This window comes from Actinomycetota bacterium (genome assembly GCA_040757835.1).
GTDB lineage: Bacteria > Actinomycetota > Geothermincolia > Geothermincolales > RBG-13-55-18 > SURF-21.
Genome location: JBFLWJ010000029.1, coordinates 1 through 14,376, shown reverse-complemented (window position 1 = coordinate 14,376; position 14,376 = coordinate 1). Strand labels below are relative to the sequence as shown.

12 protein-coding genes and 1 tRNA gene are annotated in these 14,376 nt (G+C 62.8%); 5 read left to right on the top strand and 8 right to left on the bottom strand.

Annotation, left to right across the window (positions count from 1 at the left end; all coding sequences use genetic code 11):
* Positions 1–14 precede the first annotated feature (14 nt).
* Positions 15–593, top strand: a complete 579-nt coding sequence (locus AB1384_15215; protein ID MEW6555617.1) for a hypothetical protein — start codon at positions 15–17, stop codon at positions 591–593.
* Between the two features lie 494 nt (positions 594–1,087).
* Here the strand turns inward: AB1384_15215 and fbp are convergent, their stop codons facing one another.
* Positions 1,088–2,209 (bottom strand): fructose-1,6-bisphosphate aldolase/phosphatase, encoded by a 1,122-nt coding sequence (fbp, locus tag AB1384_15210; GenBank protein ID MEW6555616.1) that lies wholly within the window; start codon positions 2,207–2,209, stop codon positions 1,088–1,090.
* 214 nt (positions 2,210–2,423) lie between these two features.
* On the opposite strand from fbp, the gene AB1384_15205 reads away from it, so the two are divergent.
* Positions 2,424–5,156 (top strand): cation-translocating P-type ATPase, encoded by a 2,733-nt coding sequence (locus AB1384_15205; GenBank protein MEW6555615.1) that lies wholly within the window; start codon positions 2,424–2,426, stop codon positions 5,154–5,156.
* A gap of 290 nt (positions 5,157–5,446) precedes the next feature.
* Here the strand turns inward: AB1384_15205 and AB1384_15200 are convergent, their stop codons facing one another.
* Both AB1384_15200 and AB1384_15195 read right to left on the bottom strand, forming a co-directional pair.
* Positions 5,447–7,126, bottom strand: coding sequence for a putative glycoside hydrolase (locus tag AB1384_15200; protein ID MEW6555614.1), 1,680 nt, complete (start codon positions 7,124–7,126; stop codon positions 5,447–5,449).
* Positions 7,127–7,171: 45 nt separating this feature from the next.
* Entirely contained in the window at positions 7,172–8,263 is a 1,092-nt protein-coding gene (locus tag AB1384_15195; GenBank protein ID MEW6555613.1) for a polysaccharide deacetylase family protein, read from the bottom strand.
* Positions 8,264–8,600: 337 nt separating this feature from the next.
* Between AB1384_15195 and AB1384_15190 the strand changes: the two genes are divergently transcribed.
* A tRNA-Ala gene (locus AB1384_15190) sits at positions 8,601–8,675 on the top strand.
* Positions 8,676–8,743: 68 nt separating this feature from the next.
* On the opposite strand, the gene AB1384_15185 is transcribed toward AB1384_15190, so the two are convergent.
* The 5 genes from AB1384_15185 to AB1384_15165 all read right to left on the bottom strand — a co-directional run bounded on the left by AB1384_15185 (position 8,744) and on the right by AB1384_15165 (position 12,563).
* A complete protein-coding gene (locus AB1384_15185) occupies positions 8,744–9,481 on the bottom strand; it encodes a phage Gp37/Gp68 family protein (GenBank protein ID MEW6555612.1) in 738 nt (245 codons plus the stop codon).
* Positions 9,478–9,768 (bottom strand): hypothetical protein, encoded by a 291-nt coding sequence (locus tag AB1384_15180; GenBank protein MEW6555611.1) that lies wholly within the window; start codon positions 9,766–9,768, stop codon positions 9,478–9,480. The genes AB1384_15185 and AB1384_15180 overlap by 4 nt, the downstream gene beginning before the upstream one ends.
* 13 nt (positions 9,769–9,781) lie before the next feature.
* Positions 9,782–10,321, bottom strand: coding sequence for a three-Cys-motif partner protein TcmP (tcmP, locus tag AB1384_15175; protein MEW6555610.1), 540 nt, complete (start codon positions 10,319–10,321; stop codon positions 9,782–9,784).
* 152 nt (positions 10,322–10,473) lie between these two features.
* A complete protein-coding gene (locus tag AB1384_15170) occupies positions 10,474–11,565 on the bottom strand; it encodes a CoA protein activase (GenBank protein ID MEW6555609.1) in 1,092 nt (363 codons plus the stop codon).
* Complete coding sequence (locus tag AB1384_15165) at positions 11,562–12,563, bottom strand: acyl-CoA dehydratase activase-related protein (GenBank protein ID MEW6555608.1); 1,002 nt, start codon at positions 12,561–12,563, stop codon at positions 11,562–11,564. The genes AB1384_15170 and AB1384_15165 overlap by 4 nt, the downstream gene beginning before the upstream one ends.
* Positions 12,564–12,959: 396 nt before the next feature.
* Here AB1384_15165 and AB1384_15160 point away from each other — a divergent pair, with 396 nt between their 5' ends.
* Positions 12,960–13,673, top strand: a complete 714-nt coding sequence (locus AB1384_15160) for a GerMN domain-containing protein (GenBank protein ID MEW6555607.1) — start codon at positions 12,960–12,962, stop codon at positions 13,671–13,673.
* Positions 13,670–14,376 (top strand): M28 family peptidase (locus AB1384_15155; protein MEW6555606.1); only part of this gene is annotated, 707 nt, incomplete at its 3' end. The genes AB1384_15160 and AB1384_15155, both read left to right, overlap by 4 nt.

The window sequence follows — 14,376 nt, the reverse complement described above, 5'->3', positions numbered from 1 at the left end:
GGGGAGGTGAGAGCTTGAAGGAAGACGAGAGTATCTTCTCCCTCAGTTCCCTCCTGAAGAGGGAGGTGAGGGACGCCGAGGACCTGGACATCGGGCACGTCCAGGACCTCGCGGTGGAGCTGGGGACCAGTCCCCCTGTGGTCAGCGAGCTCGCGGTGCACCTGCAGTGGACGGACCGCGTCGGGGACCTGGTGCTGCCCCGGGCGGTGGAGGACATCATCCTGCTGCTGCCCTGGTCCGAGGTGGAGGCGCTGGAGCCCGAGGCGCTGCTCCTTCGCGGAACCCATCCTTCCTTTGAGGTGGTGTCCTGCGAGAACAAGGTCCTGGCGCGCCGGGACATCCTCAACAAGCAGATCACCGACGAGGAGGGCCACCGCCTGCACCGCGTCGACGACGTGCTCATGCGCCGCGAGGGGGTGTTGCTCTTCCTGGAGGGGCTGCAGGTGGGGACGGAGTGGCTGCCCGCCGGGAGCAGTATCGGCAGGCTCGTGAGCAAGCTGCGCCGCCGCTACGAGCGCGAGGGGGAGACCAACATCATCCCCTACGAGGCCATCCTCAGGGTGGACGAGGAAGCCCTGGTCATCCGGACCTGAGGCGCTATAAGGGCTCGGCCTTCAGGTGTTCGGGCTCAGACCTTTTATCCGCCCATTATCCTGTACGGGTCCGGAAGACCAGGGCGGGGGGTCAGTATAGGGAGCACCTAAATGATCCTGGTCTTCTATTAGCTGCTCTTGTGCCCGGGGGTATGATAATCTCAACATGTGTTGATCATAGTTATCAACGTTATAGGTTCTGGTGGGTTGCAGGTTGGAGAACAGCGCTTGGGGTTCCATGGTAATCGGCATATAGCTAACCGGTCTCGGATTCTTGATTCGCCTCTTTCGTAAACAGCTAGTAAGGATTTCTAGTTTCTTTTATATGCTTGACACTGAGAAGGGTTGGCGAGGGCGTTGGACTGCGGTCTCGACAGGTTCGATGGTGATGGGCGCAGCACTTGTAATCGTAAGTATATTCCGTTTTCTGTAGAATAACCGCAAGAAAGAAACGGAGGACGCGGGGGCGCCCTCCGTTGTTTTCTTGCAGTCTCTTAGTGATCGCGTTCGTCGCCCTCGAGGGGGACGAAGCGGTCGGCCAGCTTCTCCAGCACCGCGGGCATGGTGGTGTACTCCATCTCGTCCAGGGGCAGGCGGTGCGGCTCGAAGGGTCCGTGCGCGCGCAGGTAATCCGCGATGTCCAGCGCCTTCTGGCGGGCGTTGTTGTAGCTCGGGTCGGCGAACATGTCCCGGGGGCCCACCAGTTTCCCCTCTATGAGCTGGAAGCCCAGGGCCACCACCCTCGGGGGTCCATCGAAGCGGGTGGGGGTGTCCCAGTCGGTTCCCACGGGCATGAAGGGCCCGTGGTGGCTGCCCCGCATCCATCCCGCCACGGTGTAGGGGAAGGCGAAGGGCTCGACGACCTCCCCCACGGCGGGCAGCCCGCTCTGGCAGCGCACCGCCATCACCGGGTCGTCCTTGCCCACGTAGCGCCCGGCCATGAGGAAGAGGCGCTGGGTGGAGGTCACCGCCACCGGCTCATTGCTGTCGTCGCCCTTGCGGAAGACGTGCTTGATGACGTAGCGCGAGGGCGCGCCGATGAACACCAGCATGTCGTAGATCTCCTCGGGGGTGTTGAAGATGACCTTCTTCTCGTCGATGAGGTCGTGCACCTCGAAGCGGAAGCCGTCGTGCATGGAGGGGTCGATTACCAGGCCGGCGGTGTTGAAGGGGTCGGCGAACATCTTGTAGAGGGGATAGTTCCAGGACCCCGGCTCGGTCTTGTCGGCCAGGAAGCAGATGATGGGCTCGCTCTTGCGCTCCACTATCTCCATCTCCGCGAACCCGGGGCCCATGCCGCGCAGGTTGCCGGAGAAGGCGTCGGTGAGCAGGTCCTGCCCCGCGCCGTACTGCCCGAGTTCCTTGGCCACCTCGGTGACTTTCTCGAAGGTATCCCAGGCGAAGTGGTGGATGTCCTCGTTGTCCGGGCCTTTTGTGTGGGTCATGATCAGGGCGATATCGTCGCCACACTTGGCCTGGCAGTAATCGATGATCAGCCCTTTTTCCTTGGCCTCGGCGAGCAGCTCACGCGTGCGGCTGAGCATCGCCGGGTGCACGTCGGAATGGCCGACGTAGCCCCCCACATCGGCCTTGATTATGCTGAACGTGACCTTCATACTCCTACCTCCTTATTCCCGCTTTGAAGTGCTCTTTCTATGCCTTCCTTCCGATGATCAGGCCGCCCCGGCGCGCGGCGGCTATCAGCCACGACATTCGCCATTATAATGGCTATGCAGTATCATTTCAAAGATGTGGACCGGAGCCTGAGCGGCGGTCCCACCTCCAAACCCGGACAACCTTAATAGTACCCAAAAGCGGGGTGGTGGAAACTTGGCGGTCGAGGTGCAAGATACGCAGGGAGAATGCTGGTATGCCCTGGGCTGCGACGAGGTAACGGACAAGCTCTGCGCGTCATGTGATAACGGCCTCAGCGAGGTGGAAGCCGCGTCCAGGCTGCGGGACTACGGGCCCAACATCATCCGCGAGGAGAAGCGGGAGCATCCCGTCAAGCTCTTCCTCGACCAGTTCCGGGACTTCATGATCTACGTGCTGCTCGCCGCCGCCATCATCTCCGCCCTGCCGCCCCTCAATGAATATGTAGACGCCATCGTCATCATGATCATCGTCATCGCCAACGCTGTCCTGGGTTTCGCGCAGGAATACCGAGCGGAGAAGGCCCTGGAGAGCCTGCGCACCCTGAGCGCTCCCACCGCGCGCGTGAGGCGCAACGGCATGGAGAAGGTCGTCCCATCCTCGGACCTCGTGCCCGGCGACCTGATCCTGCTGGAGGCCGGGGACCGCATACCGGCCGACGCCCGCCTGCTGGAGACACACAGCCTGCGGGCCGAGGAATCGTCCCTGACCGGCGAGTCCCTGGCGGTCGAGAAGAAGCCCGACCGCCTGGAAGGCAAAGACCTTCCCCTGGGCGACCGCAGGAACATGGTCTACAGCGGCACCCACATCGTGCACGGCCGCGGCAGCGCCCTGGTGGTGGAGACCGGCGGCCGCACCGAGCTGGGCCGCATCGCCGAGATGATCGGCGAAGCGGTGGAGGAGAAGACCCCCCTGCAGGTGGAGCTGGGGCGGGTCGGTAAGAGGATAGCCCTGCTCTGCCTGGCCATCTGCGCGGTGATCTTCGCCATTGGAGTGCTGCGGCAGTTGGAGTGGGCGGAGATGTTCCTCTTCTCGGTGAGCCTGGCGGTGGCCGCCATCCCCGAGGGACTGCCGGCCATCGTGACCATAGCCCTCTCCCTGGGGGTGCGGCGCATGGCGGACCGCAATGCCCTGCTGCGCCGCCTGCCCGCGGTGGAGACCCTGGGTTGCGCCGACGTCATCTGCACCGACAAGACCGGCACCCTCACCCGTAACATCATGGAGGTGCAGGAGATACTGCTCCCCGGTCTACCTGCCTTCCTCCCCTCCGAGACCGACAGAGACGCGGGCGACTGGGATAACTCCCTGCGGCCGCTGCTGACCGTTGCGTCCCTCTGCAACGACGCCCGGGAACAGGACGGGGAGTTCATGGGCGAGGGGACCGAGGTGGGCCTGCTGCGGGCCGCGCATGACCTCGGTTATCCCCTGGCGCAGGCTGCGCGGGAGATGCCGCGCGTCGAGGAGGTGCCCTTCGAGAGCGAGCGCAAGATGATGAGCACCGTGAACGAGGTGCCGGGAGGGGGCGCCGGCCCGGACCTCTTTCCTTTTGTCTCCGCCCCCTACCTGCTGCTGACCAAGGGAGCCCCGGAGGCCGTACTCAACCACTGCAGCCACGTGCTCACGCCCGCGGGGGTACAGGACATGGGGAGCGGGAGCCGCGTCAACCACGCCGCCGAGGCCGAGGGCATGGCGGAGCGCGCTCTGCGCACCATGGCCTTCGCCTGCCGCCCCCTGGAGGAGGTACCTACGGACCTCACGCCGCACGAGCTGGAGCGAGACCTAATCTACCTGGGCATGGCCGGCCTCATGGACCCGCCGCGCCCCGAGGTCTTCGGGGCCCTGGAGAAGTGCCGTCGGGCCAACATCCAGGTGGTGATGATCACCGGGGACCATGCCGCCACCGCCCGCGCCATCGCGCAGCAGCTCTCCATCCTGGGCCCCGACTCCGAGATGATAACGGGCAGCGAACTCACCCATATCAGCGACGAGGAGCTGGAGCGCAGGGTGGAGCGCATCGCCGTCTACGCCAGGGTTTCGCCGGCGGACAAGGTGAAGATCGTGCGCGCCTGGAAGCAGACGGGCAAGACCGTGGCCATGACCGGGGACGGGGTGAACGACGCTCCCGCGCTGAAGAACGCCGACATCGGCGTGGCCATGGGCATCGCCGGCACCGACGTCAGCAAGGAGGCGTCGGACATGGTCCTCGCCGACGACAACTTCGCCACCATCGTGAACGCGGTGGAGGAAGGGCGCATTATCTACGACAACCTCAAGAAGTTCATCTACTTCCTGCTCTCCTGCAACATGAGCGAGGTCTCAACCATGTTCCTGGGGATGCTCTTCGTCTCGGTCACCCCCTTGCGGGCGGTACAGGTGCTGTGGATGAACCTGGTGACCGACGGTTTCCCGGCCATGGCCCTGGGGGTGGACACCGCGGCGCCGGACATCATGGTGCGCCCGCCCCGGGACCCCTCCGAGGGCATCCTCTCCGCGCGCAAACAGCTGATGGTGCTGTGGCAGGGGCTGCTCCTGTCCCTGGGGTCGCTCACCGCCTTCTTCATCTCCTACTACGCGCTCTACCCCGGCGGGGGCGAGGCCAATATCGCCAAGGTGCAGACGGTGGCCTTCACCACCCTGGTACTGGCGCAATTACTGCACGCCTTCAACTCGCGTTCCGAGCGCCTGACCCTCATGGAGATGAAGCTCTTCGACAACAAGGCCTTGCTGGCGGCCCTGGGCGGCTCCCTGGCCTTGCACCTGCTGGTCATCCTGGCTCCGCCGCTCATGGACGTCTTCGGCACCGCCTACATCGACGCCATGGGGTGGGGGCTCATCCTGGCCTGTACCGTCCTGCCCGTGGTGCTCATCGACCGCATGAAGTTGATGTTGCGGGCCCGAGCCCGGGGGTAGCGGTCCCCGCTCATGGTGCTTCTCCGAGCCCGGCGACAAGGCTGATCGTCGTCGCAAGCTCCTCCGAGCACCTTGCTCGCCGGGCCAGTGGCAGCATGGAAGATATCGCTTCAGACCATCCCAGCGTTCTCGAGCAGGGTTTGTTGTTCAGGCGACACCCGGGTATGATCACAATTCTTCCAGCCACCCATATGCCCGGTCATATCACACCGTGGCCTACTCACTTCTCTCCAGGATAGCGGCAGCACTATACGGGTCGCCTCCACCGTTAATGGTATTGGACGCAGTTCTTAGCCGGTGGTTTCCTCGGTCTCGGCGGGTTGCAGGGCCCCTTCGGTGAAGGTGCAGTTGGGATCCCAGAGCAGCCACTCGTTGATTCCCAGCTCGTAGCAGGCCCGCATCTGCGACTGCACCTCGGTGGTGCCGTAGGTGAGGCGCAGCGAGAAGTCCTGCAGCCAGGGCCGCAGCTTGCAGGCGGTACCCTCCAGCTTCTTCTGGAAGTCCACCAGGCTCATGTACACGGTGTCGTGGGGGTTAGCCTCGGGGTCGCCGATGTTGTACTCGCCCGTGTTGTAGTGGGATGGGTAGACCATGGGGCACACGTAATCCAGGTACTGTCCCATGGCGGTGATGTCCTGGCCGATCCCCATATCCCCCTGGCCGGAGGCGGTGAGGCCGAAGACGTCGGCCGAGAGGACCGTGCCCATAGGCTTGAGGCCGTCGCGCATGAACTTGAGGAAATCCTGTATCACCTGCGACTTGGTGCGCGTATCGCCTCCCTGGGCGGGGAACACGCAGGTGGTGGTGTCGCCATCGGAGGGAAAACGCACGTAGTCCAGTTGTATCTCCTTGAAGCCCTTGCGGGCGGCTTCCACCGCCAGCCCCAGCAGGTAGTCCCAGTTCTCCCGGTTGTAGGGGTCGAGCCACTTGCCGTCTCCCCATCTTCCTCCTCCAGCGGCCTGTACCGCGAGGTCGGGCCGCTTCGAGGCCACCACCGGGTCCTTGAAACAGACGATACGTGCGATGGTGTAGACATCGTTGTACCAGCACTTGTCCATGATGCGGTCTATATCCACCCCACCCGCTGTCAGGGGGCTGCCGACCGCGACCCCCAACGGCACCTGGCTGGGATAGGCGACCCTGCCGCTCTCGTCCTTGACGTCGATCTGCATCCCGTTGAGCTCGGTCCTCTCCACCAGGTCCGCCATCTGCTTGAAGAAGGCGCGGTCGGCCGCCACCCAGATAGATACATGGATGCCCTTTATCTGAGGGGGCGGTGCGGTATCCAGCAGCAGTTCACGCCGGTTTCCCGCCGCATCCACCGCGGCGATGGTCACCGTCGGCCGCTCGTAGCGGTCCACCTCGACCTGGAAAGAACCGTCCTGCTCCGGTGCAAGCCTTTTTTCGTCCACGGTCATGATGTCCGCGCCCTCCACGCGGCCCCTGATGACGGTGATGCCGTCGTCACGCAACTCCGTCTCGTCGATCTGCACCATCGGCGGTGCGTTGTCCACGATGAAGCGCGACGTCGCCTCGAGCTCCTCGCCGACCATCACCTCCGCCAAGTGCTCACCGTCCGCGAGGTCTGCGTCCAGGCTGAGCACCGCTTCGGCGATGACCGCCTGGGCGGTGTGGTCCTCCCCGTCCACCAATATCCTGACGGCGGCCGGGTCCACGTTGCCCTTCAGGGCGGCCTCTATATGGACCGGCATGCCGGAGACCTGTGAGCCGTTCTCGGGCGTTATATCGCTGGCCGCGGGGGAACCGAGGAGGATCACCAGCATGACGATGAGGAAGACGGCGCCGCCTACTCCCACCAGGGCCCATAACGCCCGCGGGGTGATCTTCGTCCTGCGGCGGCGCATGCGTGGCTGAGCGCGCGCGCCGGTTATCTTGTTGCGCGGAGTGACCCGCGAACGCAGGCGGCGGCGGGTGAATATCCTCTTATCGCTCCTGGGATAGTATGCCACTGGCGGCAAACCGCGGGCGACCTGCGGTCCCCCGCTCCTCCTTTCCTAGTATGTCTTCAGTTCCCTGTCGCCGAGCTTGCTCTGATCGACCCTGTCTATCATGTGCTTGGGCACGGTTACGGTGCCCGGGTTGCCGTCGCTGCGGAAGCGCCGCTCAGGGTTCTCCATGAAGTACTGTATCCAGGCATAGATACCGGAATCGCCGGTGTCCAGCGAGGGGTCGAGGGCCTGCACGCGCGGGACCCGCACGGGATCGAAGGAGTAATCGCACGGCGACGGCGCCGGATTGGCGCCCACCAGCAGCGAAGCCACGAAGCTGTAGGTGATGCCGTCCGTGCTCCCCCCCAGCGCCAGCGACTTGTTGGCGGGTTCCGACCCGTAAGGAAGGGCCAAGCTCTTCTCCTCGTAACCGGGAAGATACGCCTGCACCGCCTCGATGTTGCCGGTTATCTCCTCCTGGACGGCGGTGTCGTCGAGCTTGGCGAGCTCGGGGTGGGTGACGCAGTGGTTGCCGATGTCGTAGCCGTTGGCCACCAGGTAGTCCAGTTTCTGCTGGATGTATTCGTCCTGCCCGAAGAGCCTGGGCTCGACATAGAAGGTGGCGGTGATGTTGAAGTCGGGGTAATCCCTGTCGAACTGTTCCATGACGCCCATGGCGCAGCGGGGGTCGATGACCGTCTGTCCGTTCTCCTCGATGTACCTGAACTGGGAGGGGTCGGAATCGTCGTAGGTCAGGACGACCGGCGTATATCCCGCCTCGACGGCGATATTGTTGGTCGCATAGTCCTTCATGCTGACGCAGCGGTAGCCCTCGTTGTAAAGGAACTCCAGGTCGGCCCGGAGGTTCTCGGGAGTGCGCGACCACCGTCCCTCCTCGCCTATCTTGTGGTATTCGAGCACCATCACCGCTCCCAGCTCGTTCACCTTGAGGTTGTAGAGCTCTCCCTCGTTCATCCCTCCGACCATGGATACGGCACTCTCGATGGATTCGCCGCCACCGCCGGAGGCGAGGGCGGAGATGAGGATGATGACCAGTACCAGCAGGGCGATACCGCCCAGCAAGACATAGAAGCGGCGGGTGAACCTTATCCTCTGCCGCGGACGCCTTCTGACCGGTCTCTGCACGCTTTCGGTCATGATCGTACCTCTCTTCTGGATGCCTCTCCCGCGATTCGAGCCACGCCGTTAAAAACCAGCATATACTGTAGCATCCAGGCTGTTTACCTCATATGATAAACAACATTCCTACTTCGGCGCGACCACAAGGGAATCACGCCCATCGACCATTATATAGACTTTCTTTCCACGGTCCCGGGTTCCCTTTGCCGGGCCTCCGCTCCCCTCCGGCCAGGACGTTTCTACCGCGATGCGGACGTCCGCGCCCCTTATAACCATATAACCGCTCGCTCACGCGTCAAACCGCGCGGCGATGGCGATGGTTTATAATGCAGGAAGACACGCGAGGACCTGCGGTGGGGATGTAGCTCAGTGGGAGAGCACCTGCCTTGCAAGCAGGGGGTCGGCGGTTCGAATCCGCTCATCTCCACCATTTTTCTAAGCGGAGGCTCCGGATATTCCATAGGATTGATGACATTACCCGTTACAGAAAGATAGCGATCAGCAACTGGCGATTCCGGCAAGCAAGCTGTCCGCAGGCATTTGGTCCCATGTCTTACCATCAAGAAGGCGACCGTTCCTCTTCTTGTTAACTCCTCCCCACTGCTTGAAGAAGAAAGGCACGTTCGTCGCCAGGCACTGGTCGCGTATCTTCCTGGCCCAGGCGAGGTCCATCGGTCGTGCTCCAGGACCTGATTCCCCCCCAACTATAACCCAGTCGATGCCCTCCAGGTCGAGGTCACGGATCGGCCCAAGCAGGGGCTCAAAAGACACGAATTTGATGTGAGCATCCGTTTGTCTGAGACAATCTACACGATACACATGCTCATCGTCCTCTACGCTGACCCCCATCCACACACTGGATGGCCAAGGCAGCACCGTTGCCACTTCGTGGAGCCGCCGTGAGCGTTTCGTAAGCACCTGAAAACGGTGATGTGACGCCTCTGCCATCACCACAAAGACCTTGGCTATGAACTCCAGTGGAACCTCTTCGTGGAAGAGGTCGCTCATGGAGTTGACGAAGATTACCTGAGGGCGTTTCCAACGTAGAGGCATCTCAAGCACGTGCTCGTGCGTGGTAAGTTTGAAACCGTTGGCATAGTTGGGGTGGCCCATGGCCTTCAGGCGCCCGGACATGCGCTCCGCATAGCAGTTCCGACAGCCCGGGCTTATTTTCGTGCAGCCCGTAACTGGATTCCAAGTAGATTCCGTCCACTCTATAGAGGATCTTGCCATTATTCTTTACCCCGCCTCATATACTTCGAAAAGATATCTTTCGCTATCTTTTCTCCAACCTCACGCTGGCTGGCGAAGTACAAATAATATACCACCGAGCCTTTCGTATTGCGCATGGGCATTGGGGCAGGCACATGCAGAAATCCCCCTACATCATGAAGCCTTCTACGAAACGCTTCCGTCACTTCTTCGTTGCCCAATTTTTCCTCCTCGTCGCCGAAGAACGACTGCTGTGCCTTAATCTTATACGCGATATCGCACCATGATTCATCACCCCAGAAAGCGTTCATGCGTGCTATTCCATCAGCAGGGACATTTTCTGGGATTTCTCCATAGGGCGTTCCTGTTGATGTCCATGATGGGAAAGTTCAAGAAGAGGTCGATGGTGCGAAGCTTGCCAGCGGTTTCGATTACCTGCCAGTTGAGATGCAACCCGTATGGGTCGAGAAGGCAAAGGCCGCGCCTGCATTCCTCATGGCGCACTCGGGGAAATACTTCCTCGATGAGAATCTTGTTACAATCCCCCTCAAAGATATGCACATCCGGTCGTTCCCTAATGAGGCTTTTCAAGTATTCGACCCTATCTCCGTCAAGGTCCACCAGATAGAAATCATCAAATCCAGGTTCAATATTCAGGGCGTTAAGCGGGCTTCCTGGAATAAACTCCCCAGTGCTTTTCGCTATGCTGACTCCTGGCCCCGCGAAGCCATCTATGTAAACATGCGAGAACCCCTTCTTCGTAAGAATAGTGGAATACGCTTGCGTATACTCCCTCACGATGTCGAGTTTAACCTCCGACCAGTATCCGATTTCGTCGAATTGTATTTCTCCGGCCGCCGTCAACTAATCACCACCCCTCGCTCTTCTCATATTTCAATGTGTATCTTTGTATCGCTCCAATCATTATTTACCTGAGGGGTGACAGATATCCTTTTGGCAAGCATCTTGCAAGCAGGGGGTCGGCGGTTCGAATCCGCTCATCTCCACCATTTTTTCTAGCAGCTGTGACTGCCCTTCTCCCGGCGCGAGCGCAGCATCTCGATGAACGCCTCCAGGCGCGTCATCGTCCCCACCGTGGAGGTGTGTTCGTCGAAACAGAGGTCGAGCAGGGGGATGTCGTTCTCGCGCGTTATATGCGGCAGGATGGTGCGGCAGATGTTCTCCGGCATGCAGGTGAGGGGATAGGCGTGGATCACCCCGTCGAAGCCGTCGTCCGGAGCGCCCAGGGTCCCGGCGATGGTCATGTGCTCCTCGCCGCCCAGGACGTAGGGGAGGTAGGCGCGTGTCGCCCGCCGCGCGCGCGATGACGACACGTGCAGAAGCGGGTCCAGCCAGAGGGAACTGAGCAGCCAGCGGTAGGTGGAGAGCACCGGCTGCGCTTCGACCCCGAACTGCGTGCCCAGGCGCTTCACCAGCTCGAAATTGAGCGAGGGCTCCAGCAGGACGTACAGCTCGCCCACGATGCGCACGCGCAGGGTGCCGTTGGGCGGCCGCAGGGGCAGGGCGGTCATGGCCTCGTGCTGCTCCAGGCGCAGCTCCTTCACGCCGCGCAGGGAGGCGGCACGGTCCAGCTTCTCCAGGTATTCCTCCATGAGCGTGTCGGTGCTACCGGGAACTTCCTCCCGCGGCCGCAGTCTCCGCGCCAGCACCTCCAGCTCTTCCACCGCCCGGGCCTTGGCACGCAGCATGGCGAAGGCCCCCGCCAGCCTGGGCACCTTCCTCCCGCCCACGGCGGCGCGCACCTTGTCGAAGACCGCGCGCCAGTCCTCCCTCCCGATGAGCAGGGAGTCGAACTCGTAACCGAGGTCCCTCAGGATAAGGTGCTGCACGTAGGCGTAGTACCCGAAGCGGCAGGCCCACATGCCGCAGACCATGGCCATGGTGTCCGCTCCCCCCTCCAGGGCGTTCATGCAGTCGCCCAGGGTGATCTTGAAGGGGAGGCAGACGAATTCAGGGGCGTGCCTTGCTCCCAGCTCCAGGGTCCTGCGGTTGGGCCGCTCCGGCACCACCGCCTCCACCCCCATGTATTCGACCAGGGACTTAAGGGGGATGTAGGCGTTGCCCATGTGGGGAAAGGCTATCTTCACGGCACCCTCCCCGTCCCGGCGCACCTTCTCTTGCGGTGGCGCAGCAGGTCGACGAAGGCCTCGGCCCGCGTCCTCACCCCGGATTCGGCGCTGTGCTCGTCCAGCACCAGATCCAGAAGGACCTGGCCGCCGGCGGGTTTCAGCTCGCGGCGCACCATCTCGGTTACCAGTGAATCGGGACCGCACCCGAAACTGGTAAGGTAGATCACCCCGTCGACGTCGCCGCGCTTGAGAAAAAGAGACGCGGCGGCCATTAGTTCCTTCTCGTAGCTCCAGGAGAGCGGCGGCAGCGTGCGCGCCTCGGCGTCCAGCTCTTCCTTTCCCAGCATTGTGCTGCCCAGTACCCTCGCCCCGGACATGTCCAGCCAGTGCACCAGCCGCTTGTTGACGATGGGGTCGCCCAGCAGATAGGGGTGCCCGACCACGGCCACGGTGACGTCCCGCTGCGAGAGATAGGCGGGAGGGGGGCTCCCGTTTCCGCCGGCCATCTTCGCCAGCGCCTCGGACGGCAGCAGCCCGCGGTGGAGAAGCCCGTCGAACCTCTCCTGCTGCCGCATGGCCTTACCGTAGACCTGGGGGAAGCCGCGCAACGGCAGCTTCAGCCGCCTCGCCAGGCGCAGGCAGCTCCACCACCAGGGCATGCTGCTGACATCCACGACGAACTCCAGGGGCGCCGGCAAGCCGGGGAAGGAGTAGCGGATCATGTCCGGCGCCGCGATGAGCTTCGGGCAGGTGAAGGTGTCGTAACCCTTCTTCTCCACGCTGACCAGGCGTGGTATGAGAACGGCGTCGACCCTCCCCGCCAGCTGCGACACGTGGCCGAAGAGGACCTTGACCGCCACACACACGTCGTCCACGCAGATGTCCGTGCCCTCGCCCAGCACCTTCAGGTTGGTGGGAGGGGAGGGCTTCACTTCGCACCCGCATCCCTCGAGAAAGGACTCGAGGAAGGGGTAGTAGCGGTAGAACATGAGGGCGCGCGGGATACCGATCTTCACGGCGACGCCACCCCGGACAGATAGCTCTCGCCGCGGTCTCCGTTTTGCGCCATGACGCCACGGTATATCAATGGTACTCTCACTCGTTCTCCCCACCGCCGCGAACCGTGCGGCTTCCGCGCCCACTTCTCCCCGATGGATCCCGGCGCTCGCCGCTCCCCCGGGCCATCCTGGTCACCGGGAATTATATACCTTTAGGGTATCCCCGGGACGGATTAATCGCAAACCGCGCGATCTCGCCGGCGTTGGAGCGCGCGACCTTCCCTGGTCCACCCGGCCGGGGTTGCCGCCTTGAACCCGGGGGCGGCCGCCGCCGTCACAGTACGAGTGCGTCTGGTCTTGCCCAAACAAGCCCCCAGTCCATACAATGCAATTAAAACGAAAGGGAGAAAGAGCATGAATAAGAGATATCTTATCACCGCCGCGCTCGCGGCCGTACTCATACTTCTGCCGTGCTGCGCCGCTTTCGCCCAGGAACAGACGCCGCCGCAACCAACGGAGGGCGAGGTCACCCAGACGCCGGGCGGCATCTATCTCTACAAGGACGGAGAGCTGACGCTGGTGACGCGGGACATCACCGGGGGCAACCAGATGGTGGAGTTCGCGCTCATCGAGCTGTTCAAGGGACCCACGGAAGAGGAGAAGGCGGCGGGGTACGAGACCTTCATACCCGAGGGGGTGAAACTGCAGTACACCACGGTCAAGCAGGACCGCAGCGAATTCAGCGTCAACCTCTCGCGCGAGCTCCTGGACCTTTCCGGTGACGAGGACGCCTCCGCCAAGGCCCTCACCCAGATCGTGAGAACGGCACAGGAGGTCTCCGGGATCCAGAACATCGGGATCACCGTGGCCGGCGAAGCCATGGGAGATCAGCCCCAGGACGCCTTTGACGCCCTGGGCGTGGACAAGAGCGAGACGGGCACCGAGGGCTCCACTCCCGAGGAACAGAGCGAAGGCGGCGGCGGGTTGCTCTGGCTGTGGATACTGCTCGGCGTTGGCGGCGCCGTGACCCTGGGTGTGATCGCCTTCTTCGTCGCCAGGGGGCGCAAGCCAGCCCCGGGCGGCAAGCCGGCCACCAGGACCTCCTCCGGGAAAAAGCCCAAGAGATGAAATCTCTCAGGTTGCTTGCGGCCGCCCTGCTCATCTCCCTGCTCCCGTCGGGGGCAGGTTGCGGTTCGGCAACACCCGCATCGGGCGACCCTTTCCTGTTCGCACTGGCGGACAGTGTGGATACGGCGCGCATGATGGAGACCATAGAGTACATGGCCGGCGAAGCGCTGCGCGGGCGTCCGTCCGGGTCGGCGCATTCCCAGGAGCTGGAGGCGTTCCTCGTGGAGAGGGTCGAAAGGCTTGGGCTGCAGCCCGTGGACGAGCTGGAGCTGGACGGATACCGGCAGGAGTTCCCGGTCCCGTCCGACCGTTGCTTCCTCGAGGACCCACCCCCTCCCGGTACGCCGGTCACCTGCGCGAACATACTGGCCAAGATCCCCGGTGCGTCCTCCGGGGAGATGATCGTGCTCACCGCCAATTATGACGGCATGGGGGTCGACGCCTCCAGCGGTGCCATATATCCTGGCGCGGACTACAACGCCTCCGGGGCCAGCGCCGTCCTCGAGCTTGCCTACATCTTCTCCGCCCTGGAGGAGGTCCCCGAAAAGACCCTGGTCTTCGCATTCCTCGGCGCCGTGGAATGCGGGGGGTACGGTTCCGTCGCCCTCGCCGAGGCCTTCGAGGCCAACGGGCTGCGCGACAGCGTGCGCATCATCAACATCGAGGGAATAGGGTCGGGGGAGGGGTACTACATGGACGTCTG

Coding starts and splice junctions, on each gene's coding strand:
- AB1384_15160 (MEW6555607.1), top strand. CDS start 12,960: ATGAATAAGAGATATCTTATCACCGCCGCGCTCGCGGCCGTACTCATA.
- AB1384_15180 (MEW6555611.1), bottom strand. CDS start 9,768: ATGAACGCTTTCTGGGGTGATGAATCATGGTGCGATATCGCGTATAAG.
- fbp (MEW6555616.1), bottom strand. CDS start 2,209: ATGAAGGTCACGTTCAGCATAATCAAGGCCGATGTGGGGGGCTACGTC.
- AB1384_15195 (MEW6555613.1), bottom strand. CDS start 8,263: ATGACCGAAAGCGTGCAGAGACCGGTCAGAAGGCGTCCGCGGCAGAGG.